Origin of the sequence: Marinobacterium iners (assembly GCF_017310015.1) — a bacterium.
Classification (GTDB): domain Bacteria; phylum Pseudomonadota; class Gammaproteobacteria; order Pseudomonadales; family Balneatricaceae; genus Marinobacterium; species Marinobacterium iners.
The window spans coordinates 3,479,127-3,505,081 of sequence record NZ_CP022297.1 but is presented as its reverse complement, the minus strand read 5'-3'; the positions used below and the strand labels follow the sequence as shown (position 1 = coordinate 3,505,081).

The following is a 25,955-nucleotide window of genomic DNA, read 5'->3' as shown; positions in this document are numbered from 1 at the left end:
GTGAGGGCTCGATGTCAGGCGGGAGTCGGGGGCCAGAGGCCCCGACGCGCAGGCTCAGCGTCCGAGCTGCTTTTCCTTGATTTCAGCCAGCGTCTTGCAATCGATGCATAGAGTGGCCGTCGGGCGTGCTTCAAGACGGCGGATGCCGATCTCGACACCGCAGGCCTCGCAGTAGCCGTAGTCATCGGAGTCGATGCTTTCAAGCGCTTCGTCGATTTTGCGAATCAGTTTGCGCTCGCGGTCACGGGTGCGCAGTTCAAGGCTGAATTCCTCTTCCTGACTGGCGCGGTCGCTTGGGTCAGCAAAGTTGGAGGCTTCTTCCTTGAGATGCGTGATGGTGCTGTCGACTTCCTCCATCAGCTCGCGTTTCCAGCCAAGAAGAATCTTGCGGAAATGCTCTTTCTGCGCTTCGTTCATGTATTCTTCGCCGTTATCCAGCGGGTAAGGTTCGAAGTGCATGAACTTGGTATCTGTTGTTTTAGGCATGGGCGCAGCCTCACGTCATTGGGGGCTCAGACCATGGAAAGCCCGATTGCTCCGGCCTGGCGCCCTGATATGGGAACACTATGGTGCTTTAAAAGCCGGTGAAAGTACCAGAACCCCAGTCTTTAGGCTAGACCTGTTTGGCCTTTTTGCCATCGCGATTGATTTCACCCGCTGCAACAGAGGCTTGCAACAGGTGTTGTCGGATATACTGAGGCGCTTATCTGGATCGGAGGAGTGAAGATGATATCGGACTGGACTGCACGGGCACGCGAGATTGATTCGTTCAAGGTGATGGATCTGCTCAAGCGTGCGGCCGAGCTGGATGCCGAGGGCAGGGATGTGGTGCATATGGAGGCCGGGGAGCCCGACTTTCCCACAGCAGAGCCAATCATGCAGGCTGCACGTCGAGCCATGGATGCAGGGCATACGCGTTATACCCCGGCAGGTGGCATCATGCCGCTGCGTGAGGCTATCGCGGATTTTTACCAGCGGCGCTATGGCGTCAACATCAGTCCGCGCCAGGTGTTGGTTACGGCCGGTGCTTCTGGAGCTCTTTTGCTGGCGTTCTCGTTGTTGGCGGCGCCTGGCAGTCGTTTCATGCTGGCGGATCCGGGCTACCCCTGCAATCGTCAGTTTCTGCGCCTGCTGGAAGCACGTGGGCAGTTGGTGCCGGTGGGACCGGAGCTGAACTATCAGTTGAATGCGGATCTGGTGGAGCAACACTGGGCCGACGATACGGCAGGGGTGTTGCTGGCGTCCCCATCAAACCCTACCGGGTCGGTTGTGCCAACGGATCATCTGCGCGCCATTGCGGATCAGGTGCGCCAGTGTGGCGGCTCGCTGATCGTGGATGAGATCTATCATGGTCTCACCTATGGCTTTGATGCGGACACTGTGTTGGGGGTGGCACCGGATGCGCTGGTGCTGAACAGCTTCTCCAAGTATTTCGGCATGACCGGCTGGCGCCTCGGTTGGCTGGTGGCGCCGGAGGAGGCCGTGGCCGAGATGGAAAAAATAGCACAAAACCTGTTCATCTCGCCGGCAACGCTGTCACAGTATGCCGCGCTGGCCGCATTTGAGCCGGCCACGATCGAGATACTGGAACAGCGCCGACAGGCGTTTGCGTTACGTCGTGATCGGCTTGTGGCTGGGTTAAGGGAGCTGGGCTTTGGTATTCCTCGCATGCCGGAAGGTGCTTTCTATGTCTATGCCGATGCTTCTCACCTGACCGATGACAGCTTTGCCTTCTGCTGGTCGCTTCTGGAGGAGGATCATGTCGCGGTGACACCAGGGGCCGATTTTGGTCATAACCGGTCTGAGCGATATATCCGCTTCTCCTATACCACGGGACTGGATAGGATCGAACTGGCGCTGGAGCGCCTGCAGCAGCGGATCAGTCGCGCGTAAGCCACACCTCGCCATCGCGAACTTCGACGGGCAACGCTTCCAGTTGCTCGCCGGGGCAGGGGCCCGCGATACAGATGCCGTCATCAATTCCGAACAGAGCACCGTGGGTGGCACACTGGATGAACTGTTTCTCGTAGTCGAGGAACTGGTTCGGTTGCCACTCCAATCGGATACCACGATGCGGACAGCTGTTGCGCCAGGCAACAACACTCTCACCGCGTCGGATCAGCAACAGAGCGGTGCCATCCTCAAGATCAAACCCCCGCGGGCTGTTGAGCTGTAATTCATCGAGTGTGCACAGTTTCAAGGGATAGCAGCCTTTCGGTTGGTGTCAGTCAGTGATCAGGCGTTGCGCGCGCAGCTGCGCCATTAGCTGTTCGATCGCTTCATCATCGCGGGTGTCCACCGGCAATGTAATCAGCTGCTCTTCGCTGGTCAGGGGTTGCTGTATTTTCATCTGTTCGCGCATGACGCTGACATCGGCATCGGAAGGGTCGCGGCCTTCCGCTTCACGTCGTTTCAGACGCGCCTCAATCAGGTTGAGTTCGCAGTGGCAGCTGATAATTCTCACCGGGATGTCGAGGTTCTTTGCAAGCTCGACGTAGGCATTGCGGGTGCGCTGTCGAATGAACGTGGCATCAACCACCACGGAGTATCCGGCCTTCAATGCCTGAGCCGTTGTGTCATGCAGATACTGAAAGGTCCGCGTGTTTATTTCGGCCCCATACAGCGCCAGTGAATGGCCTTGCAGGGATAGCTCACGGTAGATGCGTTTGCGTTCGACGTCAGACCGAATGCGTATGACGCCGACCGCTTCTGCAAGGCGTTCGCTCAAATAGCTTTTGCCGCTGCCGCTGACCCCGTGCATCAGGAATACGGTAGGGCTGCGCTCTCGACAGTAGTGGGCTGTCAATTGCAGATAGTGGCGGCAGGTTTCAAGGTCGGGCTCCAGCCCAAGCATTGCAACCTTCGCGCGCACCATGGAGCGGTAGGCCTTGAAAAAATTCAGCAGTGGCAGGCTGGAGTAGTCGCCGGTCAGCTCCAGGTAACGGTTAAGACAGCGGTTGGCCCAACGGAATTGCTGGTTGGCCTCCAAATCCATCAACAGAAACGCCAGATCGGAGATCGTGTCTATCCAGCGAAACTCCAGATTGAACTCGATACAGTCAAACAGACGCAGCTGATCGTGAAACAGGTTTATGTTGGCCAAGTGCAGGTCGCCGTGGCATTCGCGGACGTGCCCCTCGCGTTTGCGCTGCCTGAGCCTGTCTTCCAGTGCACGGAACTGCTGTGCGATCTGTGCAGACAGACGCTGCAGCAGGCTCCAGTCGTCGGTATCGAGATGATCAGGCGGGATATGACGGAAGTTGTCAGCCACGACCTCCCACAGTGTATCAGGCTCACCCCAGGGGCTGTCCTGAGCCACGATCGGGATTTTTTGGTGGAATTCTGCAATCTGCTCGGCCAAAAGGTCGATCCAGTGGCTTTCAAACAGCTGTCGCTGCAGCAGGCGGTCAAGCCGAAGTTCAGGATCGAACTGATACATTCGGACCGCGTATTCGATAATCCCCTCGCTGGCTCCCAGCTTGGGTTCTGTGCAAGAGCCTCCAATTGGAACCACATCGATGTAGATATCCGGTGCAAGGCGCTGGTTTAGACGCAGTTCCTCTTCACAGCAGTGGCGTCGCTGCTCAAGCGTGGTGAAGTCAAGAAAGCCGAAGTTGACCGGCTTCTTGATTTTGTAGGCAAACTCGCCTGTGAGCAGTAGCCAGGAGATGTGTGTTTCAATCACTCGGATCGGGCCGGTCGGGTGAGGATAATGCCCGGGCTCGCTCAGTGACTGTATCAGTTTGGGTAACATGAGACTCCTGCTGTTGTCAGCGATGGCATAAGATTATACTGACGCGATGACTAAAAAGAGAACCACCACCGCAAAACGATCTGCCTCCCGTCAGGCAAAACGACCCTCTCGTCTGCGCCGCCTGTTGGGATGGCTGCTCAAACTGGGTGTGGTTTTGTCGGTTATCGCCGGCGTTGGCCTGATCTATCTGGATGCCCAGGTGCGCAGCAAGTTTGAAGGCAAACGCTGGGCACTGCCGGCAAAAGTATATGCACGACCGCTGGAGCTGTACCCCGGACAGAAACTGGCCATGGATGAGCTCAAACAGGAACTCAGAGCGCTGGGGTATCGCTTTGAGCGCCAGGCCAGCCGGCCTGGAAGTGTCGAATGGGCAAGTAGCAGGGCGCGTATTCACAGTCGAGGTTTCAATTTTCCTGATGGGGCTGAGCCATCGCATAACATGCTGCTGAGTTTCTCCGGTGATCGGCTTGCATCCATCCGGGCTCAGGGTGGACAGCAACTGCCGCTGGTGCGGCTGGAGCCGATTCTGATCGGTGGTATTTACCCTCGCTCCAATGAAGATCGTGACCTGATCAAGCTGGAGCAGGCCCCCCCTCATCTTGCGCAAGCCCTGGTCACGGTCGAAGACCGGGCGTTCTATGAACACCACGGCGTTTCGCTCAAGGGAATCGCCCGTGCAATGTGGGTCAATATCCGTGCCGGTCGTTTTGCCCAGGGCGGCAGTACGTTGACCCAGCAGCTGATAAAGAACTTCTACCTAACCTCGGACCGTACCCTGAGTCGCAAGCTGCTGGAGCTGCCGATGGCGGTACTGCTGGAACTGCACTATTCCAAGGAAGAAATTCTTGAAGCCTATCTGAATGAAGTGTATCTGGGGCAGTCCGGTAGTCGCGCGATTCACGGCTTTGGGCTGGCCAGTCAGTACTTCTTTGCTCGACCGATTACCGAGCTGGAGTTGCATCAGGTGGCATTGTTGGTTGGGATGGTGAAAGGCCCATCCTGGTATGATCCGCGTCGCCATCCAGAACGCGCGCTTGAGCGCCGCAACCTGGTGCTGAAAATGCTGTTTGAACAGCGCCACATCAGCCGGGCGGAATATGATGAAGCCCAAGGCCGGACGCTGGGCGTGGTACAGCAACGCAGCCTACACAAGGGGATGTATCCCGCTTATCTTGATCTCGTCAAGCGCAAGTTGAGGGAAGAGTATCGCGATGATGATCTGGCAACGGAAGGGCTGCGCATCTTCACGACCCTTGACCCGCTGGTACAAACCCGTGCCGAGGCGGCGCTGGAACAGAGCCTGAAGCAGCTTGAGCAGCGCTATGGCAATAAGGCTGCCGGACTTGAGGCCAGCATGGTGGTAACGGATCCTCAGACAGGTGAAGTGCTGGCGCTGATTGGTGGGCGTGAAACACGCTACGAAGGCTTCAACCGTGCGCTGGATGCGCTGCGTCCAATCGGCTCTTTGGTAAAGCCTGCGGTATATCTGGCGGCGCTGGAGCAGGGCTATACACTGGCAACGCCGCTGCAAGACGAGCCTTTTGAGCTGAAGCAGCCAGATGGATCTCTGTGGCAGCCGCAGAATTTTGATCGCCGCAGTCACGGGGTGGTGCCGTTGCACCGTTCACTGGCGCTTTCCTATAATCAGTCCACCGCTCGTTTGGGTATGGAGGTTGGGCTGGGGCGCGTGATTGACATGCTGGAGCGTCTTGGTGCCGAGCGCGAACTCAAGTCTTTTCCCTCTCTGCTCCTGGGTGCGCAGGCGCTCTCGCCACTGGAACTGGCCAGTATCTATCAGACTATCGCGGCGAATGGCTTCAAAATGCCTTTGCGAGTGATACGCCGGGTGACCGATGCCGAAGGCAAAGAGTTGTCACGTTATCCGTTTACATTGAAACAGCAGGTCAAGCCGGAAATTGTACATCTGATGCAGTATGCCTTGCAGGAGGTTGCGCGCGAAGGTACGGCACGCAGCGTATACAATACTCTGCCGGCGAATCTGAACGTGGCCGGCAAGACCGGTACCTCGAACGACCAGCGCGACAGTTGGTTTGCTGGTTTTACGGGTGATCGGCTTGCAGTGGTCTGGCTGGGGCGTGATGATAATACGTCACTGCCGTTTACCGGATCGAGTGGAGCCCTGCGGGTCTGGACCGAGCTGATGCGACGCGAACGTCCGGAACCGTTTATCGCAACTCGCCCTGCCGGTGTTGAGTATGTCTGGATCGATGAGGCTACAGGTCTACGCTCGGATGAGCGCTGTGAGGGGTCTCGTCAGCTGCCGTTCCTGAAGGGCACAGCACCAGAACAAAGCGTCGATTGCGGTCAGCATAATCCGATTAACCGCTCACTTGACTGGTTCCGCAACTGGTTTAACTGATCACTGATCAAAGAAGGACAGGATGAAAAAGATCTGTTTGATGGCAGCATTTGCTGCTCTGCTTGCCGGCTGTGCAGGCCCCAATCCCTATCGTGCGCCTGTAGAGGATAGGGGCGCGCGCGCTCCCGCTGCAGAGCCGCCTGGCAGTGTGGTTCCGGTTGAGGAAACCCCGGGGGTGCAGGTGATTCCGGTGGGTGAAGCGCCGGTGATACGTGCCCAGCGTGAAGCACCGCAGCCCATGTCTGGTCAGGCTATCACTGAAACGCTGCCGGTACAGCCACAGAGCCCAGCGGTTGTTGCCTTGCTGGAAAATGCCCGCAGCGATACCGGCAGTGGCGATTTGCGCACGGCCCAGAGTCGATTGGAGCGAGCCCTGCGTATCGCCCCGCGTGACCCTGAGGTCTATATCCAGCTGGCAGATGTGCAGCGTCGACAGGGGCAGTTTTTGCAAGCGGAACAGGTTGCTTTGAAGGGAATCAGCATCGCTTCCGGGCAGGACAGCGCCCTGCGCCGTTTATGGACGCTGGTTGCCGAAATTCGCAATGAAGGAGGTAACAGTGCAGGTGCGGCTGAAGCGCGCCAGCGAGCCGCCGCCTATTGAGGCGACGGCTGTTTAACCTGGCTCAACAGGGCAAAGGCAAACAGAGGCAGGGCCGCTGCCAGTGCTGAGCTGAGCACAAAGGCTGGTAACGGGGGCACCGGCAGAAGCGGACTGCACACGGCAACCGCCAGCAGCAGCCCACTGCCGGCTGAGGCCAGTCGTGCAAAGGTGCCGTGCAGGCGCAGGGCGGCACCCAGCAGCACAAAGCTGATGGCGATGCCGATCGCCAGTGTGTAGGCCTCGCCAAGCCCCATGCGTCGGCACAGTTCAAACAGAGCAAACAGTCCCAGCAGCCACCTTCCCCAGCCCGCTCTGGACCAGTGCCATTGCATCGCCTGCCCTGCCATGACGGTGGCCAGCAGGGGCAGGGCGGCATACAGTGCCAGGTTGTCCAGCATGCGCTGCAGCGTTTCGATATCCTGCCCGCTGTCAGTGAGTGTCAGGCGGCCCAGTGCGGCCAGAGCCACAAACACCAGTGCGAGGCAGCTCACTTTCAACAACAGACTCTGCTCTTCAGACGTGTCTTCCGTCTGGCGGAACATCAGTACCGCACTGAACAGGGCGGCTGCCAGCAGTACAATATCGCCCGCCATGTGTTATCCCGCCAGCTTGGCAAATACGCTGTCAGCCGCTTCCAGAGTCGCATCCAGTTCGGCTTCTGTATGTGCATTGGAAACAAAGCCGGCTTCAAACGCAGAGGGCGCCAGATAGATACCTGCGTCCAGCATGCCGTGGAAGAATTCACCAAAACGTTTCGCGTCGCAGTGCATCACATCAGCAAAGCTGCTGATTGTCTCCTGCTCGGTGAAGAAAAGGCCGAACATGCCGCCAATGGCGCTGGTGGTGAACGCAACACCGTGCCGTTTGGCCATTGCTTCCAGCCCTTGGGTCAGATATTCGGTTTTGGCAGAAAGCTGCTCATGAATGCCCGGCTCACGCAGTGCCTGTAGCATGGTCAGACCTGCCGCCATCGCCAGCGGGTTACCTGACAGAGTGCCGGCCTGATACACCGGACCCAGCGGGGCGATATGCTGCATAATCTCACGCTTACCCCCGAAGGCTCCGACCGGAAGGCCGCCACCGATGATCTTGCCCAGTGTGGTCAGGTCCGGTTTGATGTTGAAATATTCCTGAGCACCGCCCAGCGCCACACGGAATCCGGTCATCACCTCGTCGAAAATCAGTACACTGCCGTGTTCGTCACAGACTTCGCGCAGACACTCCAGAAAGCCCGGTTCGGGCAGAATACAGTTCATGTTGCCGGCAACGGGTTCAACAATAATGCAGGCAACCTGATCGCCGATCTCGGCAAAGGCCTGGCGGACATTGTCAATATCGTTATAAGTCAGCGTAATCGTGTGCTCGGCCAGTGAGGCCGGCACTCCGGGTGAGTTGGGCTCACCCAGCGTCAATGCGCCGGAGCCGGCCTTGACGAGCAGGGAGTCGGAGTGACCATGGTAGCAGCCCTCGAACTTCACGATCTTGTCACGACCGGTGTAACCGCGGGCCAAACGGATGGCGCTCATGGTGGCCTCGGTACCGGAGCTGACCATGCGGACCATCTCCATGGAGGGCACCAGTTCGCAGACCAGATCAGCCATTTCGGTTTCAATGCCGGTGGGGGCACCAAACCCGAGGCCGTTATCCAGTGCAGCGCGCACCGCTTCAATCACGGGAGGGAATGAGTGCCCAAGCAACATGGGGCCCCACGAACCTACATAGTCGATGTAGCGGCGGTCGTCTTCGTCATACAGGAAAGGACCCTCACCTCGCTTGAAGAAAACCGGGGTGCCGCCAACACCCTTGAATGCGCGAACCGGGGAATTGACGCCACCGGGGATGTGAGTCTGAGCGGCCTTGAACAGGGATTCTGAACGGGACATGTGTCGCTTCCTTTAATGGTCTTGTGCCTGAATACGGAACAGCCGGCTGAACTGTTCAGCCCGAGTGCGAATATCCTGCGCGGCGAACAGGGCGTGCACGACTGCGGTCATGTCGGCGCCAGCTGTAATCACTTGTGTCGCATTATCCACGCTGAGGCCGCCTATCGCTACCATGGGTACACTCAGTTGCGCTCGTGCCGTGGAGAGCAGTGACAAAGGAGCCGGGCTGGCGCCTGGTTTGGTGTTGGAGGGGAAAAAAGCGCCGAAGGCAACATAGTTGGCACCTTCGGCCTGGGCCCTGATTGCAAGCTCAAGCCGGTCATGGCAGGTCTGTCCGATGATGGCGGTTTTGCCCAGTCGCTGTCGTGCCTCCGTGAGGCTGCCATCCTTCTGCCCCAGATGGACGCCGTCAGCCTTGCAGGACAGTGCCAGCTCCACATCATCGTTGATCAGGAAGATACAATTATGGCTTTGGCACAATGCACGCAAGGCGCTGGCCTGATCGAGGCGATGCGCTGAATTGTTTGACTTGTCCCGATACTGCAGGACTTTCATGCCGCCAGCGATGGCCGCTTCACAGGCGTTCAGCATGGTCTGGGTATCGGGCATGAGGGTGGCATCGGTAATGCCGTAAAGACCTGATAAAGAGAATGTAGGCATCAGAGGCTCTGCTTGTGGTTGTAGTAGGACTCGATCTGTTCTTTGCTGATCAGCCCCAGTGGGGACTCCTGGTTGCTTACGACAAGCAGGTAATCAAGCTGATGTTGCAGCATCAGATCAAGCGCTTCCTTCAGCGTGGAGCGATAGAGCAGGGGCATTACATCCCGTCGCTGTGCCGGTATTTCCAGCAGGTTTATCGACAGCTCGGGGTCGGTTTTGTCTGCCGCTTCATTTTCAAGCCAGACTTTCAGGTCCGCCGGCGGCAGCAAAAAGCTGTTATCACCCTTTTGCACCAGCAGCCACTGAGGTGCTGCGGTCAGCAGGTCACGTGCAGACGACAGGCTGATGATACTCTCAGTCTCCGCAAAGTTTCGTTGCATCAGGCTGCCAACGGCTGCTCGAGACAGCACCTGAGTCAAGGGTGCCTGGCGTAGATCCATCCCCTGTGCCTGCAAAGAGGCATGAAATATCGAAGGCAGGCCGAAACCGTAACGGGTGGTGAGGTTGGCGGTGACGATTGCCAGCATGCCGGGCAGGATGATCGCGGTGTTGTGGGTCAGCTCCAGCATCGCCAGCAGGGCTGCCAGCGGGGCGTTGAGCAGAGCCGCCATCATCGCACCCATGCCAAGCATGGCGTAAAGTGCAGTGTCGGCCGTCAGCCCCAGGCTGTTGCCTGTCGCACCAAGTAAAGCGCCTGCCGAGGCACCGATAAACAGAGAGGGTGCAATGAGCCCGGCCGGAATGCCCAGTGCGATGATCACTGGAGTCAGAAGCCATTTGGCCAGCAACAACCCCAGCAGCCAGATTGCCGCAGGCTGGGTGTGGAACAGGGCCTCGATTGTATCGTAGCCACTGCCCATGACTTCTGGCCAATGCATAGCTACCAGTCCGGTGAGAGTGCCAGCGAGAAGGAAGCGAGTGGGTATGCTCCACTGGCAGATGCGAAAGGTGTGGCGATACAGAAAATGAAAGCCGACCGCGAGAAGCCCGGTCATCAGCCCCAGTAGCATTACCAGCGGCAGTTCGGACAGCTTGTGGATCTGAAGGGCCGGGGCATTGAATACAATGGCTTCGCCTACAGTCAGGCGCACAACAACATCCCCGACCACGGCTGCTACCATAATGGGCAAAAAACCGACCAGAGTGTACTCAAGCAGAATCACTTCCATGGCAAAAATGACACCTGCCAGCGGTGTGTTGAAAGCGGCTGAGATGCCGGCAGCGGCACCGCAGCCAACCAGCAGGCGCAGCGTGTTGTTGGGCAGATTGAGGCGTTGGCCAAGCCAGCTGCTGGAGGCGGCGCCCATATGGACGGCCGGGCCCTCACGGCCAACCGAATGGCCGCTGGCCAGTGCAATGAGTGCGGCCAGCAGCTGGACCAGCATGTTGCTGCCGGGCATGCGACCCTGATGGTTGTTGAGGCGTTCCAGCAGGTGGACGATACCCACGCTGCGAGCATGGGCGGGGATCGAAAGGTAGAGCAGAATCAGCAACAGGCTGCCGACCACGGGAAACAGCAGGCGACTGATTTCGGGAAGGCTTTCAAAGTTTTCGGTGCCACCGGAAAGCAGCCAGTGCTGCAACAGGTTGTAAGCGCCTCGGAACAGGCTCATGAGTCCGCCGGCCACGAGCCCCGACAATACGCCAAGCACCACCAGCTGGGGCAAGGCATCAACATGAGCCAGCCGGGTGCGGAAGTGTTCCAGTGACAGCAGTCGGTGTGGCATGATGGGTTCTCGGGTGCTCGGTGGTCATCTGCAGAACGGCTGAGTATTATACCCTAACAGTTTTCGCATACTGATGAGAGGTGCATGTGGTCAAGGTAGGTATCGTCGGCGGAACCGGTTATACCGGTGTTGAATTGTTGCGGCTTCTGGCTAATCACCCGCAAGCGCGGGTTGAGGTCATTACATCCCGATCCGAGGAGGGTATTCCGGTTGCCGACATGTATCCCAACCTGCGTGGCCACCATGATATTACCTTTACGGTTCCGGATGTGGATCGGTTGGCGGCCTGTGATGTGGTGTTCTTTGCCACCCCTCACGGGGTTGCCATGAGCATGGCGCCAGAGCTGGTCGAGCGCGGTGTGCGTGTAATCGATTTGGGCGCTGATTTCCGTATCAAGGATATCGAGCTGTGGGAAAAATGGTACAACCTTAAGCACACATGCCCTGATTTGGTGGCCAAGGCTGTGTATGGCCTGCCTGAACTGAACCGTGATCAGATCAAGGGTGCTGAGTTGATTGGTTGTGCTGGCTGCTATCCTACTGCCGTGCAGTTGGGTTATCTGCCACTGCTGGAAAGCAAGCTGGTTGATCACCGTCGCCTGATTGCGGACTGCAAGTCAGGTGCCAGCGGTGCGGGACGTGGTGCCAGCGTGGGTACTCTGCTGTGTGAAGCCAGCGAAAGCGTCAAGGCCTACGGTGTGCCCGGTCATCGCCATCTGCCGGAGATTCGTCAGGGTCTGTCCGGTATCGCTGAACGCCCGGTGGGACTAACCTTCTCGCCACACCTGATGCCGATGATTCGTGGTATTCATGCAACCCTGTACTCTGTGCTGAAGGATCCAGTGGGGCCTGATTTGCAGGCGCTGTTTGAAGAGCGCTATCGCAATGAGCCATTTGTTGATGTGATGCCGGCCGGCAGCCACCCTGAAACACGCAGTGTGAAAGGCTCCAATATGTGCCGCATCAGTGTGCACCAGCCGCAGGGGGAAGATGTCGTTGTTGTGCTGTCGGTTATCGACAATCTGGTCAAAGGGGCATCCGGTCAGGCAGTGCAGATCATGAACCTGATGTTTGATCTGCCGGAGCGTTCAGGCCTCGAACAGGTCGCACTGATGCCGTAATACTTGACTAATTTGGTTGGTTTAGTCAAAATGCGCGGCATTGAAAAGGTTTGGTGTGACTATGAGTGAAACTGCACAGGATGCTCCGCTTGCGTTTACCGAGGCGGCAGCTCGAAAAGTTAGACGTTTGCTTGATGAAGAGCAAAATGACAATCTGAAGCTGCGGGTTTATATCACCGGAGGGGGGTGTGCCGGTTTTTCCTATGGTTTCACCTTCGATGAAAATACGGCTGATGACGATACAGTCGTAGAGCGTGATGGTGTGCTGTTGGTCGTTGACCCGATGAGCTTCCAGTATCTGGCTGGCGCTGAGGTAGATTATAAGGAAGGGCTGCAGGGTTCGCAGTTTGTAATCAACAACCCCAACGCCGCTACAACCTGTGGGTGTGGTTCTTCCTTTTCGATTTGATCTCTCTGTACCGATCAGTCAGTCAAAACGCCAGCCGCTGAGCTGGCGTTTTGCATTTCGGAATTCAGGCCGGACAGATAGTGCCCAGTATGCGAGGGCCTTTGGCACCTGTCACCTCTGGCAGGCTTGAGGTTTGCTGTTGAAGGGTCCGCATGGCAAACCATGCAAAAGCGGTTGCTTCAACCCAATCAGGGTCAAGCCCAAGTGCAGTTGTGCTGTCAACTCGGCAATCTGAGAGTCGGGCGCGAATGCGTTCCACCAAGCGACTGTTATGGCTGCCTCCGCCACACAGATACACTTCAGGTTGGATTAGCAGCTGGCTGCGGATGGCGTCACACAGGGTGATGGCTGTCAGTTCCAACAGTGTCGCCTGTATGTTTTCAGGGGCCTGCTCATGGTTGAATTGAGCAAGCATGATGTTGAGCCAGTTCGGGTTGAAGTCTTCGCGTCCGGTGCTTTTCGGTGGCGCAGCGTGAAAAAAAGGGTGTGCAAGCAAGGCATTCAGCAGTTTGGTGTCGACTGTACCCGTTGCAGCCCAAGCGCCGTCCCTGTCGTAACAGCCGAGTTGGTTGTGCTCGATCCATCCATCCATCAGCACATTGGCCGGCCCAGTGTCGTAGCCCAGCACCGGACTCATCGGGTCAGCCGGCAATAAGGTAATATTGGCCATGCCGCCAAGGTTGGCGATCATCCGGTCGGCAATCGGACTGCGGAATAACGCCTCATGAAAGGCGGGTACCAGTGGGGCGCCTTGACCACCAGCGGCCAAGTCCCGGCGACGGAAATCAGCTACGGTAGTAATACCGGTGCGCTCTGTAATCGTGTTTGGATCGCCAATCTGAAGGCTGAAGCCAGCCCCCGGCCGGTGGCGAACGGTCTGGCCATGGGAGCCTATCGCCTTGATTGCGTCAGTCGATACTCCGGCCTGTTGCAACAAACACAGAGTTGCGTCTGCAAAGATTTCACCGAGCGCTATATCCAGTCGCCCCAGTTGTTCAATCTCATCATTGCCGGGCTGCGTCAGCTGGGTGATCTGCTGGCGCAGCTCACTGGGCAGGGGGTGGCTGTAAGCCGAGCAGAGTTCGAACGACGGTGTGAATCGAACCAGTACCGCGTCTATGCTGTCCAGGCTTGTTCCGGACATCAGTCCGATATAAAACTCCGGGTCTGTCATTGTTCAGGCTCATTCAGGGCAAGGCGGGTGTCGGTTCGCTGATTCAGCTCGGCCATGATGCTGCCTGTCTGGGAGTTGAAAGCATTCATCTCGTTTGCCGGAACCGATTCAGCCTGAGGCAAGGCTACAGTGAGCGGGTTCTTATGAGTGCCATTAATGCGGAATTCATAGTGCAGGTGTGGGCCGGTGGCGAGGCCTGATGCGCCGACATAACCGATGATCTGGCCCTGTTTGACGCGACTGCCGTTGTTGACGCCCTTTTGGTAGCGACTCATGTGCGCATACAGCGTTGTAATATTGCCACCGTGCTGGATGATGATGGTACGGCCATATCCGCCCTTGGTGCCTCGCCAAATGACTTTGCCATCACCGGCAGCCTTGATTGGTGTGCCGGTGGCGGCGGCGTAATCAACCCCTCGGTGGGGGCGTCTCTTGCCCAATACTGGATGGAAGCGTTCCGGTTTGAAGTGCGAGCTGATACGCCGGAAGTCGACGGGGGATCGCAAGAATGCCTTGCGCATGCTGCGACCATCAGGGGTGAAATAGTTGGTCTCGCCTTTGCTGTCCGTATAACGGACGGCTTCGTAGCTCTGCCCCTGGTTAACGAAGCGAGCTGCGAGAATTTTGCCGTCCCCGATTTTTTCACCTTCCAGAAACTCTTCCTCAAACAGCACCTGGAAGCTGTCACCGCGCCGAATGTCGAGCGCAAAGTCGACATCCCAACCAAAGATCGAGGCCAACTCCATTATGACTTTATCAGAAAGACCTGCACGGGCGGCATCAAGGAACAGCGAATTTTCTATCTGGCCCTGAGCGTGCGCAGTGCGCTTTTCTGGTGTGCGCTCTTCCTCCACAACTTCATAGCCTTTTTCTGTTTGCACGAGCAGGGTGCTGCTCAAGCGACTGCGAACATGGCGCAGCTTTGTCAATTGGCCATCTTCGACAAGAAGAGAGATATGTTCGCCGGGGCGCAGTTGCTTGAGAGCATTGCTTCCGCTTACGGCACTGGACACTCGATACACATCACGCGGACCGAGGCCTGCTCGTTTGAACAGAGAGGTCAGGTTGTCCCCGGACTGGATCCGGTATTCGACCCAGTTTTCGGCCGGACTTGCTGCTTCGGCTGGATGGATGCTGGCCTCGGATTCGGTGGGTATGGGGAGTGCCACTGAGGTTGGTGAAGTATTATTTTGTGTATCGGGTTCCACAAGTTGTGATGTGTCGTCAACAGTGAATGAGGCAGGGGGCTCCTGATGTGAAATGGGCCGGTTAATCGCTTCGGCCTCTTCAGTTGGCATCAAAATGAAAATCAGGCTGATCACCGCAATACAAATCATGGCAGCGGCAATGTGTATCGGAGGAAGCTGGCGCAAAGTACGGAGAAAAGAGGTCACGAACACACCCATGTCATTTTGAAAATTCGCTGACGTTGACACCGGAGTATAACGGAAATTCAACATTTTTATATTTGTCGGGTGTCAGTGGAACGTTGGTAATGGATAGAGTTTGTTCACATTCCTGTGAGCGTTTAGAATGCGCCATCGGCTTACACTCAACCCATATAGAGGGATTCAGGCGGTATGAACGCAAACAGTTTGATTGAGGATCTCAAGGCCCGGGGTCTGGTTGCCCAGACGACCAATGAAGAAGAGCTGGTCGAGCATCTGTCTCAGGGGCCGGTGACGCTTTATTGCGGCTTTGACCCCACGGCAGACAGTTTGCACTTGGGCCACCTGGTGCCTCTGTTAATGCTCAAACGTTTTCAGCAGGCAGGTCATCGTCCTATCGCTCTGGTCGGTGGGGCGACTGGCCTCATTGGTGATCCGAGTTTCAAGGATCAAGAGCGCCAGCTGAACTCAGCTGAAATCGTTCAGCAATGGAGTGAATGCCTCAAATCCCAGATCAGCCGGTTCATTGATTTTGACGGTGAAGATGGGGCCATATTGGCCAATAATTACGATTGGACAGCCAGTGTTGATGTACTCAGCTTCCTGCGTGACATCGGCAAGCACTTTACTGTCAATAAAATGATTGCAAAAGAGTCGGTCAAGCAGCGTATAGAGCGTGAAGGCTCAGGTTTGTCATTCACCGAATTCACCTATCAGATTCTGCAGTCCTATGACTATCAGCAGCTGAATCAGAAGTATGACTGTACGCTCCAAATCGGTGGGTCCGACCAATGGGGAAATATTGTTGGCGGTATTGAGCTGACACGCAGAGTGAATGGCGCTGCCACTCATGCGTTGACCTTACCTCTGATTACAAAGTCTGATGGCACCAAGTTTGGCAAGACTGAAAGCGGTGCGGTGTGGCTGGATGCGAAAAAGACATCTCCTTACGCATTCTATCAGTTCTGGCTACAGACGCCTGATGCAGATGTTTACCGTTTCATGAAGTTCTTTACCTTCCTGTCCGTCGCCGAGATCGACACGATAGAGGCAGAAGACCGTGCCCGTGAAGGTCGGCCCGAGGCTCAGCGTGTTTTGGCAGAGCAGATGACCGAGATGGTCCATGGGAAAGAAGCCCTCGAGGCGGCTCGTCGCATCACTGAAGCTTTGTTTTCGGGTGATCTATCTCAATTGAGTGCTGCGGATTATGCCCAGCTGGAGCAGGATGGGCTGCCGGCAACACAGGTGCCAGCTGAGTTGACTGACCTGCCGCTGACAACTCTATTGGTTGAGGCTGGCTTGGCCGCTTCAGGCAAGCAGGTAAAGGATGCGCTGCAACGCAACGCGGTCGTGATCAATGATCAAGAATGCGGTATGGATCAGAATATGGCGGCAGATAAGTTGTTTTCACGCGATGCGGCTCGGTTCGGTAAGTACTTTCTAGTCAAGTTGGGCAAGAAAAAGCATCACCTGTTCTACCTGCACTGACTGCGTGGCTGAATAGCAAGTGTATCTATAAATAACGGACGCCTCGGCGTCCGTTATTTTTTGGGGGGTTAGGCGTTGCTACTGGCTGCTTTCATCTTTCTGAAACTTTTTTACACGCAGGTGTTGACTCCCTCAGTGGTGTCTGTAGAATTCGCCTCCTCGCTTGAGACGCCCCACCGGAAACGGTTCAGGGCAGATCGATTGAGCAAGTGGTAAAATGTTGAATTAAGTGGTTTTTTGGTTCATCATTGCGCTTCTTGAGTGACTGCCGAATCGTTGTTTGAGTGCTCAGCACTGAAACAGAAAACGAAAAAAACGGTTGACACTGAAACGGGTTGCGGTAGAATACGCGCCTCGCTTGAGACAACAGGTTGCACCGAACGGTGCGGTTGGCCAAGCCCGCTCTTTAACAAATTGATCAGGTAATATGTGTGGGCGCTTGTCAGGATTGAGCACACAAAGCTTAATCAAGGCAAGCAACCTAACTGAATATTCATTTAGCGTTGTGTAATACCTTGAGCCGAATGAAAAGCTGCTTGCAGCTTTGAGTTCACAAGATTTTAAACTGAAGAGTTTGATCATGGCTCAGATTGAACGCTGGCGGCAGGCCTAACACATGCAAGTCGAGCGGTAGCACAGAGAAGCTTGCTTCTTGGGTGACGAGCGGCGGACGGGTGAGTAACGCGTGGGAATCTACCTGGTAGTGGGGGACAACAGTCGGAAACGACTGCTAATACCGCATACGCCCTTCGGGGGAAAGTGGGGGATCTTCGGACCTCACGCTATCAGATGAGCCCGCGTCGGATTAGCTTGTTGGTGAGGTAAAGGCTCACCAAGGCGATGATCCGTAGCTGGTCTGAGAGGATGACCAGCCACACTGGGACTGAGACACGGCCCAGACTCCTACGGGAGGCAGCAGTGGGGAATATTGGACAATGGGGGCAACCCTGATCCAGCCATGCCGCGTGTGTGAAGAAGGCCTTCGGGTTGTAAAGCACTTTCAGCTGTGAGGAAAGGCGAGTGGTTAATACCCGCTTGCTGTGACGTTAACAGCAGAAGAAGGACCGGCTAACTCCGTGCCAGCAGCCGCGGTAATACGGAGGGTCCGAGCGTTAATCGGAATTACTGGGCGTAAAGCGCGCGTAGGTGGTTCAGTCAGTCAGATGTGAAAGCCCCGGGCTCAACCTGGGAACTGCACCTGATACTGCTGAGCTAGAGTACGGTAGAGGGTAGTGGAATTTCCGGTGTAGCGGTGAAATGCGTAGAGATCGGAAGGAACACCAGTGGCGAAGGCGACTACCTGGACCGATACTGACACTGAGGTGCGAAAGCGTGGGTAGCAAACAGGATTAGATACCCTGGTAGTCCACGCCGTAAACGATGTCAACTAGCCGTTGGGGGACTTGATCCTTTAGTGGCGAAGCTAACGCGATAAGTTGACCGCCTGGGGAGTACGGCCGCAAGGTTAAAACTCAAATGAATTGACGGGGGCCCGCACAAGCGGTGGAGCATGTGGTTTAATTCGAAGCAACGCGAAGAACCTTACCTACTCTTGACATCCAGAGAACTTTCCAGAGATGGATTGGTGCCTTCGGGAACTCTGAGACAGGTGCTGCATGGCTGTCGTCAGCTCGTGTTGTGAAATGTTGGGTTAAGTCCCGTAACGAGCGCAACCCTTATCCTTATTTGCCAGCGAGTAATGTCGGGAACTCTAAGGAGACTGCCGGTGACAAACCGGAGGAAGGTGGGGATGACGTCAAGTCATCATGGCCCTTACGAGTAGGGCTACACACGTGCTACAATGGCCGGTACAGAGGGCTGCAAACTCGCGAGAGTAAGCTAATCTCACAAAACCGGTCGTAGTCCGGATCGCAGTCTGCAACTCGACTGCGTGAAGTCGGAATCGCTAGTAATCGTGAATCAGAATGTCACGGTGAATACGTTCCCGGGCCTTGTACACACCGCCCGTCACACCATGGGAGTGGGTTGCACCAGAAGTAGCTAGTCTAACCTTCGGGAGGACGGTTACCACGGTGTGATTCATGACTGGGGTGAAGTCGTAACAAGGTAGCCCTAGGGGAACCTGGGGCTGGATCACCTCCTTAAACGATTGTGAAATTCTGGCAAGCGTTCACACATATTACCTGATCATAACGTTAGAGAGAGCGTAGAGTTGTCGATCTGAATCGATAGCTCGCACAGTAGGCTTGTAGCTCAGTTGGTTAGAGCGCACCCCTGATAAGGGTGAGGTCGGTGGTTCAAATCCACTCAGGCCTACCAATTTTCCATTCGGTTATGGCTGTTTGGAATATCTCGTTGGGGCTATAGCTCAGCTGGGAGAGCGCCTGCTTTGCACGCAGGAGGTCTGCGGTTCGATCCCGCATAGCTCCACCATTCCTTGCCTGGAATGGTGATTGAATGAGTTTTAAAACATACGCTCAGGTATCCGTCACTGGACAGTCTGTCCCTTGCATCAATGCCGAGTCTATCTTTTAAAGCATCATGCTTTAAACGCTCTTTAACAAATTGGATCTGAAAGATTGTCTTGTATTGTTTGATACAAGCGCCAATCGGCGATAATCGTTACGAACCATTCATTTGAACAGACGCCTTCGGGTTATATGGTCAAGTGAATAAGCGTGCACGGTGGATGCCTTGGCAGTCAGAGGCGATGAAGGACGTAGTAACCTGCGATAAGCCTCGGGGAGTCGGTAAACAGACTTTGATCCGAGGATTTCCGAATGGGGAAACCCACCCGCTTGCGGGTATCTCTTAGCTGAATACATAGGCTTTGAGAGGCGAACCCGGGGAACTGAAACATCTAAGTACCCGGAGGAAAAGAAATCAACCGAGATTCCCTTAGTAGCGGCGAGCGAACGGGGACCAGCCCTTAAGCTGTGTTGTGGTTAGCAGAACGCTCTGGAAAGTGCGGCCATAGTGGGTGATAGCCCCGTATGCGAAAACCTATATGCAGTGAAATCGAGTAGGACGGGACACGTGTTATCCTGTCTGAATATGGGGGGACCATCCTCCAAGGCTAAATACTCCTGACTGACCGATAGTGAACCAGTACCGTGAGGGAAAGGCGAAAAGAACCCCTGTGAGGGGAGTGAAATAGACCCTGAAACCGTGTACGTACAAGCAGTGGGAGCCGTTTTCGGACGGTGACTGCGTACCTTTTGTATAATGGGTCAGCGACTTACTTTCAGTGGCAAGCTTAACCGTTTAGGGGAGGCGTAGGGAAACCGAGTCTTAATAGGGCGATCAGTCGCTGGGAGTAGACCCGAAACCGGGCGATCTATCCATGGGCAGGTTGAAGGTTGAGTAACATCAACTGGAGGACCGAACCGACTACCGTTGAAAAGTTAGCGGATGACCTGTGGATCGGAGTGAAAGGCTAATCAAGCCCGGAGATAGCTGGTTCTCCTCGAAAGCTATTTAGGTAGCGCCTCATGTCTCACCTTGGGGGGTAGAGCACTGTTTCGGCTAGGGGGTCATCCCGACTTACCAACCCGATGCAAACTCCGAATACCCAAGAGTGCAATCATGGGAGACACACGGCGGGTGCTAACGTCCGTCGTGGAAAGGGAAACAACCCAGACCGCCAGCTAAGGTCCCAAAGTTCTGGTTAAGTGGGAAACGATGTGGGAAGGCTCAGACAGCTAGGAGGTTGGCTTAGAAGCAGCCACCCTTTAAAGAAAGCGTAATAGCTCACTAGTCGAGTCGGCCTGCGCGGAAGATATAACGGGGCTCAAACCAGACACCGAAGCTGCGGATGCCTTAGGGCATGGTAGAGGAGCGTTCTGTAAGCCGTTGAAGCCAAAGGTGTAAACCATGGTGGAGGTATCAGAAGTGCGAATGCTGACATAAGTAACGATAAAGGGGGTGAAAAACCCCCTCGCCGGAAGACCAAGGTTTCCTATCCAATGCTAATCAGGGTAGGGTGAGTCGGCCCCTAAGGCGAGGCAGAAATGCGTAGTCGATGGGAAACAGGTTAATATTCCTGTACCGGCTGTAACTGCGATGAAGGGACGGAGAAGGCTAGGCCAGCGCGGCGATGGTTGTCCGCGTTTAAGGGTGTAGGCTGGGAGAGTAGGCAAATCCGCTCTCCCTTAAGGCTGAGACCTGATGACGAGTCTCCATGTGAGACGAAGTGGTTGATGCCATGCTTCCAGGAAAAGCTTCTAAGCTTCAGGTTACAGACGACCGTACCCCAAACCGACACAGGTGGTCAGGTTGAGAATACCAAGGCGCTTGAGAGAACTCGGGTGAAGGAACTAGGCAAAATGGTGCCGTAACTTCGGGAGAAGGCACGCCGGTGTCGGTGACGAGATTTACTCTCTGAGCTGAGGCCGGTCGAAGATACCAGGTGGCTGCGACTGTTTATTAAAAACACAGCACTCTGCAAACACGAAAGTGGACGTATAGGGTGTGACGCCTGCCCGGTGCCGGAAGGTTAATTGATGGGGTTAGCTCACGCGAAGCTCTTGATCGAAGCCCCGGTAAACGGCGGCCGTAACTATAACGGTCCTAAGGTAGCGAAATTCCTTGTCGGGTAAGTTCCGACCTGCACGAATGGCGTAACGATGGCCACACTGTCTCCACCCGAGACTCAGTGAAATTGAACTCGCTGTGAAGATGCAGCGTCCCCGCGGCTAGACGGAAAGACCCCGTGAACCTTTACTATAGCTTCACAGTGGACTTTGACATTACTTGTGTAGGATAGCTGGGAGGCTTTGAAACCGGGACGCCAGTTCCGGTGGAGCCGACCTTGAAATACCAGCCTGGTACTGTTGAGGTTCTAACTCAGATCCGTTACCCGGATCGAGGACATTGTGTGGTGGGTAGTTTGACTGGGGCGGTCTCCTCCCAAAGCGTAACGGAGGAGCACGAAGGTACCCTCAGGCTGGTCGGAAATCAGCCAATGAGCGCAAGAGTAGAAGGGTGCTTGACTGCGAGACAGACACGTCGAGCAGGTGCGAAAGCAGGTTCTAGTGATCCGGTGGTTCTGTATGGAAGGGCCATCGCTCAACGGATAAAAGGTACTCCGGGGATAACAGGCTGATACCGCCCAAGAGTTCACATCGACGGCGGTGTTTGGCACCTCGATGTCGGCTCATCACATCCTGGGGCTGAAGCCGGTCCCAAGGGTATGGCTGTTCGCCATTTAAAGTGGTACGCGAGCTGGGTTTAGAACGTCGTGAGACAGTTCGGTCCCTATCTGCCGTGGGCGTTTGAGATTTGAGAAGAGTTGCTCCTAGTACGAGAGGACCGGAGTGAACGAACCTCTGGTGTTCCGGTTGTCACGCCAGTGGCATTGCCGGGTAGCTACGTTCGGACGGGATAACCGCTGAAAGCATCTAAGCGGGAAGCCCCCTTCAAGATGAGATCTCACCGGGGCCTTGAGCCCCCTGAAGAGCCGTCCGAGACCAGGACGTTGATAGGCAGGGTGTGTAAGCGTTGTAAGGCGTTGAGCTAACCTGTACTAATGGCTCGTGAGGCTTGACCATATAACGCCCAAGGCGTTTGAAATGAATGGTTCGACTGGAAACAGTCAAAACACGATTATCGGCTCGCAAGAGCACCGATTGAACGCTTGTAGCAACAACACAGACAATCAGAGCAACGTGACATACAGGCACGAGGCTCAATCAGATCCGGTTTGTACCAGTTTCGCCTGGCGACCATAGAGACGTGGAACCACCTGATCCCATACCGAACTCAGCAGTGAAACGCGTCATCGCCGATGGTAGTGTGGGGCTTCCCCATGTGAGAGTAGGTCATCGCCAGGCACTTAATACCAGAAACCCCGGTCTCGTTGAGGCCGGGGTTTTTGCATTGGGGCTAAACACGCGCAGACGGCAGGCAAAAGGTATCCGTCCGGTGAACCCATCTTGAGCTCAACAGGCTGACCATCCGATAGTGTCCACTTATTTTTAAGTGGACACTATCAATGACCCCATCAAGCGCACCCCAAGGCCCACGCAAACGCCGTCATTTTTCACCCGTGTTCAAGGCCGAGATCGTGGCGCAATGCCGCCAGCCGAACGTATCCGTTTCACGGATTGCACTGGATAATGGCCTTAACGCCAACATGGTACGGCGCTGGATGCGAGAAGCCGAACGCGCCAATACACCGCTCCCGATGCCAGCCTTCGTCCCCGTTCAACTCCCTGCACCACATCGGCCAGCTCAGATCGATCACTCTGTTATTCGCATCGAGTGTACAAGACCTTCGGGAACAGTCGTGGTTGAGTGGCCAGTTGATCAAGCCCAGCCGTGCCTTGCCCTGTTGCGCGACCTGTTGTCATGATCCGCATCGATGAGATCTGGTTGGCCACCGAGCCCATGGACATGCGGGCGGGGCCTGATACGGCGCTGGCACGGGTGGTTAAGGTGTTCGGCGAGGCGCGACCGCATGCGGCTTATCTGTTTGCCAACAAGCGCGGTAACCGCATGAAGGTGCTGATCCATGATGGCCTGGGTATCTGGCTCTGTTCGCGCCGACTGCATCAGGGCCGCTTCAGTTGGACCGAGACATGGCGCGGCGACCGTATCGCCTTAACACCCGAGCAACTGCAGGCGCTGGTACAAGGCCTGCCCTGGCAGCGTATGGGTGACGCAGGTGTCATCACCGTCGTCTGAGAGCGGTGCCGAGTCGAACACAGACTCGCCCGATGAGCCATTAGCCGATCCGGGCATCCCCATGACCATTTAATGTGGGCATACTGTCCCGCATGACCACGACACCCGACCTCACCCAGCTCACACCCGAACAGCTCCGTCAGTTGGCCGAGCAGCTGATCAGCCGTGTTGAACAGCAGGAACAGGCGATACAGGAACGTGATCAGGGTATCCAACAGCGTGATCTGAAAATCGGACAGCTGACGCATGAGGTCGCCTTGTTGCGGCGGCACAAATACGGCCAACGCAGTGAACACCTCAACGTGCTGCAGATCAGCCTGCTGGACGAGGTCGTCGATGCAGACATCGCGGCGATCGAGACCGAGCTTGAACGGCTGAAAGCCCCGGCAACCACGCCTTCCGAAAAGCGTCAGCCCAAGCGCTCGCCGTTGCCACCGGAACTGCCGCGTACCGAGATCCATCATGAGCCGGACCACACGGCCTGCCACTGTGGTTGCCAGTTGACCCGCATCGGCGAGGAGGTCAGCGAGAAGCTCGACTATACGCCCGGCGTGTTCACGGTCGAGCGCCACATCCGGGGCAAATGGGTCTGCAACACCTGCGAGACATTGATACAAGCTCCCATGCCACCTCATGTGCTCGACAAGGGGATCCCGACCACGGGGCTGCTGGCTCAGGTGCTGATCGCCAAATATGCCGATCACCTGCCCCTGTACCGGCAGGAACAGATCTTTACCCGTGCGGGCGTTGCGCTGCCACGCTCAACGCTGGCGGAGTGGATCGGTGTCTGCGGTGTGCAGTTGCAACCGCTGGTGGATGCACTGCGGGATACCTTGCTGCAGGAGCCGGTCTTACACGCGGATGAAACGCCTGTCCCCATGCTCACACCGGGCAAGAAGAAAACACACAAGGCCTACATCTGGGCCTATGCCAGTACTGCGTTCTCGCGTCTGCAGGGCGTGATCTATGACTTCACACCGGGACGCGGTGGCCAGCATGCGCGGGATGTTCTCGGGCCCTGGCAGGGCCAGCTGGTCTGCGATGACTACAGCGGCTACAAGGCCAGCTTCGGCACAGGCGTCACCGAGATCGGCTGTATGGCCCATGCTCGTCGCAAGTTCGTTGAGCTGGAGGTGACGGGCAAAAGCCAGATCGCGGCTCAGGCGGTTGAGTACATCGGCCAGCTGTATGGCATCGAGCAGGATGGCCGGGAGATGACAGCGGAGGCACGTTATCAGCTACGACAGACACGGGCCAAACCCATCGCCGAAGCGCTGCATGCATGGATGCAGACTCAGCGTCTAAAAGTACTGGATGGCTCAGCCACGGCCAAAGCGTTGGACTACAGCCTGAAACGCTGGGTCGCGCTGACGCGGTACTTGCAGGATGGTGCCGTCCCCATCGATAACAACCGTGTGGAAAACCTGATCCGTCCCTGGGCTCTGGGTCGCAAGAACTGGTTGTTCGCGGGCTCGTTACGCAGTGGTCGCCGTGCGGCCACCATCATGAGCCTGATCCAGTCAGCGAAGCTTAACGGACATGAACCCTATGCGTATCTGAAAGATGTGCTGGCCCGGCTGCCTACGCAGAAAACCAGTGCGATCCATGAGTTGTTGCCTCACAACTGGAAACCGGTAGATGACGCCTGACAAGGTGTGATCACCGGACGGATACCGAACTCCTGTCGTCTTGGTCACACCTTGTGAACCTCAGGGCGCATAATAGGCGTGTTGTCTTTCCGGGTATATAGGAAAACTCTTATATTGCGTTTTCATGCCATAAGATGATGACCTGCATCAACATAGATGCGGTTGCCTGTGAGGGCTGATGAGTGTTCACTGATCAAAAATGCAGCAAGTTTTCCCACATCGGAAGGTGACCCCAACCGGTGCAGTGGAGATCGTTCAATGGCATCCCCCATCAGTTCATCAAAGGAATCAATACCGCCGGCAGCACGCGTTGGCATGGGTCCTGGGGATAGAGAGTGAACCCTGATCTGCTCTGGTCCCAACTCTGCTGCAAGATAGCGTACGGAGCTTTCAAGGGCGGCCTTGATGGGTCCCATCAGGTTATAGTGATCCACGACACGCTCAGCACCATGATAACTCATGGTGAGCAGTGAACCACCTTGAGGCATCAATTCACGTGCGTGCCGCGCCATTCGTATAAAAGAGTGGCACGAGATATCCATCGCTTTGCAGAAACCTTCTGAAGATGAGTCCACCAGTTTGCCGTGCAGTTCATCCAGGGGTGACCAGGCAATTGAATGGATAACAAAGTCGATCTGTCCCCACTCCTGCTTCAGACGTTCAAAAATCTGCTCAAGCTCGCCTTCAGTGGCAACATCGCAGGGCAGTACCAAAGTGGCACCCAACTGATCTGCCAAAGGGGCGACATATGGACGTGCCTTGTCATTCAGGTAGGTAATGCAAAGCTCCGCACCAAGGCCGCTGAGGACTTCTGCACAGCCGTAGGCGATGCTTTTGTTGTTAGCGATGCCGAATATAACACCACGTTTTCCGGTCAAATCTATCATTTCAGCTTCCATGGGGGTCTGATTGAATCGTGCGATGCCATTATCTCATCAGGTTTCGGTGACTGTATGGTTAAAACGCTGAATGTTTGTATCTGTGAGTAATGTGAGCTTTTATATCCATGTTTTCTGTCTGGTTGAACAGGTATGATCGAACTAAAAATAAAACAAAGCTGAAGAAAGGACCCTCTT

The 25,955-nt window shown here is 55.8% G+C and carries 19 protein-coding genes, 2 tRNA genes and 3 rRNA genes; 14 read left to right on the top strand and 10 right to left on the bottom strand.

The window, feature by feature from the left end; translation table 11 throughout:
- Window positions 1-54: 54 nt before the first annotated feature.
- On the bottom strand, window positions 55-486 hold the full coding sequence (gene dksA, locus CFI10_RS16790; protein ID WP_091827639.1) for an RNA polymerase-binding protein DksA: 432 nt from the start codon (window positions 484-486) through the stop codon (window positions 55-57).
- A gap of 240 nt (window positions 487-726) precedes the next feature.
- Between dksA and CFI10_RS16785 the strand changes: the two genes are divergently transcribed.
- Window positions 727-1,893, top strand: coding sequence for a pyridoxal phosphate-dependent aminotransferase (locus CFI10_RS16785; protein ID WP_206836682.1), 1,167 nt, complete (start codon window positions 727-729; stop codon window positions 1,891-1,893).
- Here CFI10_RS16785 and CFI10_RS16780 read toward each other — a convergent pair.
- Entirely contained in the window at window positions 1,880-2,200 is a 321-nt protein-coding gene (locus CFI10_RS16780; RefSeq protein ID WP_091827637.1) for a Rieske (2Fe-2S) protein, read from the bottom strand. The two genes, CFI10_RS16785 and CFI10_RS16780, sit on opposite strands and share 14 nt — an antisense overlap.
- A 24-nt stretch (window positions 2,201-2,224) precedes the next feature.
- Window positions 2,225-3,754, bottom strand: a complete 1,530-nt coding sequence (locus CFI10_RS16775) for a bifunctional aminoglycoside phosphotransferase/ATP-binding protein (RefSeq protein WP_206836680.1) — start codon at window positions 3,752-3,754, stop codon at window positions 2,225-2,227.
- Window positions 3,755-3,800: 46 nt separating this feature from the next.
- Between CFI10_RS16775 and mrcB the strand changes: the two genes are divergently transcribed.
- Both mrcB and CFI10_RS16765 read left to right on the top strand, forming a co-directional pair.
- Entirely contained in the window at window positions 3,801-6,134 is a 2,334-nt protein-coding gene (gene mrcB / locus CFI10_RS16770) for a penicillin-binding protein 1B (protein WP_206836677.1), read from the top strand.
- A 40-nt stretch (window positions 6,135-6,174) separates the two neighbouring features.
- Window positions 6,175-6,735 (top strand): tetratricopeptide repeat protein, encoded by a 561-nt coding sequence (locus CFI10_RS16765; RefSeq protein ID WP_206836673.1) that lies wholly within the window; start codon window positions 6,175-6,177, stop codon window positions 6,733-6,735.
- On the opposite strand, the gene CFI10_RS16760 is transcribed toward CFI10_RS16765, so the two are convergent.
- The 4 genes from CFI10_RS16760 to CFI10_RS16745 are packed head-to-tail and all read right to left on the bottom strand — an operon-like array spanning window position 6,729 to window position 11,005.
- Window positions 6,729-7,328, bottom strand: coding sequence for a hypothetical protein (locus tag CFI10_RS16760; protein ID WP_206836671.1), 600 nt, complete (start codon window positions 7,326-7,328; stop codon window positions 6,729-6,731). The two genes, CFI10_RS16765 and CFI10_RS16760, sit on opposite strands and share 7 nt — an antisense overlap.
- 3 nt (window positions 7,329-7,331) lie before the next feature.
- Window positions 7,332-8,618: a glutamate-1-semialdehyde 2,1-aminomutase gene (hemL, locus tag CFI10_RS16755; RefSeq protein WP_206836668.1), complete on the bottom strand. Its 1,287-nt coding sequence runs from the start codon at window positions 8,616-8,618 to the stop codon at window positions 7,332-7,334.
- A 12-nt stretch (window positions 8,619-8,630) separates the two neighbouring features.
- On the bottom strand, window positions 8,631-9,278 hold the full coding sequence (thiE, locus tag CFI10_RS16750) for a thiamine phosphate synthase (protein ID WP_206836665.1): 648 nt from the start codon (window positions 9,276-9,278) through the stop codon (window positions 8,631-8,633).
- Entirely contained in the window at window positions 9,278-11,005 is a 1,728-nt protein-coding gene (locus CFI10_RS16745) for a chloride channel protein (RefSeq protein ID WP_206836662.1), read from the bottom strand. The genes thiE and CFI10_RS16745 overlap by 1 nt, the downstream gene beginning before the upstream one ends.
- Before the next feature lie 86 nt (window positions 11,006-11,091).
- Between CFI10_RS16745 and argC the strand changes: the two genes are divergently transcribed.
- Together argC and erpA are read left to right on the top strand one after the other, a co-directional pair.
- Window positions 11,092-12,126 carry an N-acetyl-gamma-glutamyl-phosphate reductase gene (gene argC, locus CFI10_RS16740; protein WP_091827675.1) on the top strand — a complete coding sequence of 345 codons (1,035 nt, stop codon included), beginning with the start codon at window positions 11,092-11,094 and terminating at the stop codon, window positions 12,124-12,126.
- Between the two features lie 61 nt (window positions 12,127-12,187).
- Window positions 12,188-12,535, top strand: coding sequence for an iron-sulfur cluster insertion protein ErpA (gene erpA / locus CFI10_RS16735; protein WP_091827629.1), 348 nt, complete (start codon window positions 12,188-12,190; stop codon window positions 12,533-12,535).
- Between the two features lie 64 nt (window positions 12,536-12,599).
- Here the strand turns inward: erpA and CFI10_RS16730 are convergent, their stop codons facing one another.
- Together CFI10_RS16730 and CFI10_RS16725 are read right to left on the bottom strand one after the other, a co-directional pair.
- Window positions 12,600-13,709, bottom strand: coding sequence for an anhydro-N-acetylmuramic acid kinase (locus tag CFI10_RS16730; protein WP_206836658.1), 1,110 nt, complete (start codon window positions 13,707-13,709; stop codon window positions 12,600-12,602).
- The gene (locus CFI10_RS16725; RefSeq protein ID WP_242530033.1) at window positions 13,706-15,103 is read right to left on the bottom strand and encodes an OapA family protein; all 1,398 of its coding nucleotides are present in this window, start codon (window positions 15,101-15,103) and stop codon (window positions 13,706-13,708) included. Before CFI10_RS16725 ends, CFI10_RS16730 begins: the two co-directional genes overlap by 4 nt.
- Window positions 15,104-15,289: 186 nt before the next feature.
- On the opposite strand from CFI10_RS16725, the gene tyrS reads away from it, so the two are divergent.
- The 9 genes from tyrS to tnpC all read left to right on the top strand — a co-directional run bounded on the left by tyrS (window position 15,290) and on the right by tnpC (window position 24,879).
- Window positions 15,290-16,585 carry a tyrosine--tRNA ligase gene (tyrS, locus tag CFI10_RS16720; RefSeq protein ID WP_206836656.1) on the top strand — a complete coding sequence of 432 codons (1,296 nt, stop codon included), beginning with the start codon at window positions 15,290-15,292 and terminating at the stop codon, window positions 16,583-16,585.
- 562 nt (window positions 16,586-17,147) lie between these two features.
- Window positions 17,148-18,690 (top strand): 16S ribosomal RNA (locus tag CFI10_RS16715).
- Window positions 18,691-18,788: 98 nt separating this feature from the next.
- Window positions 18,789-18,865, top strand: a tRNA-Ile gene (locus tag CFI10_RS16710).
- Window positions 18,866-18,903: 38 nt separating this feature from the next.
- Window positions 18,904-18,979, top strand: a tRNA-Ala gene (locus CFI10_RS16705).
- A 229-nt stretch (window positions 18,980-19,208) separates the two neighbouring features.
- Window positions 19,209-22,095: ribosomal RNA gene (locus tag CFI10_RS16700) — 23S ribosomal RNA — on the top strand.
- Window positions 22,096-22,261: 166 nt separating this feature from the next.
- Window positions 22,262-22,377: ribosomal RNA gene (gene rrf / locus CFI10_RS16695) — 5S ribosomal RNA — on the top strand.
- The 16S, 23S and 5S rRNA genes sit together here with 2 tRNA genes alongside, the layout of an rRNA operon.
- 161 nt (window positions 22,378-22,538) lie before the next feature.
- Window positions 22,539-22,898 (top strand): IS66-like element accessory protein TnpA, encoded by a 360-nt coding sequence (tnpA, locus tag CFI10_RS16690; RefSeq protein WP_206835530.1) that lies wholly within the window; start codon window positions 22,539-22,541, stop codon window positions 22,896-22,898.
- Complete coding sequence (gene tnpB / locus CFI10_RS16685; RefSeq protein WP_206836653.1) at window positions 22,895-23,230, top strand: IS66 family insertion sequence element accessory protein TnpB; 336 nt, start codon at window positions 22,895-22,897, stop codon at window positions 23,228-23,230. Before tnpA ends, tnpB begins: the two co-directional genes overlap by 4 nt.
- 92 nt (window positions 23,231-23,322) lie before the next feature.
- Complete coding sequence (gene tnpC, locus CFI10_RS16680; RefSeq protein WP_206841919.1) at window positions 23,323-24,879, top strand: IS66 family transposase; 1,557 nt, start codon at window positions 23,323-23,325, stop codon at window positions 24,877-24,879.
- Between the two features lie 122 nt (window positions 24,880-25,001).
- On the opposite strand, the gene fabI is transcribed toward tnpC, so the two are convergent.
- Window positions 25,002-25,778, bottom strand: a complete 777-nt coding sequence (fabI, locus tag CFI10_RS16675) for an enoyl-ACP reductase FabI (protein WP_242530032.1) — start codon at window positions 25,776-25,778, stop codon at window positions 25,002-25,004.
- Window positions 25,779-25,955: the final 177 nt, after the last annotated feature.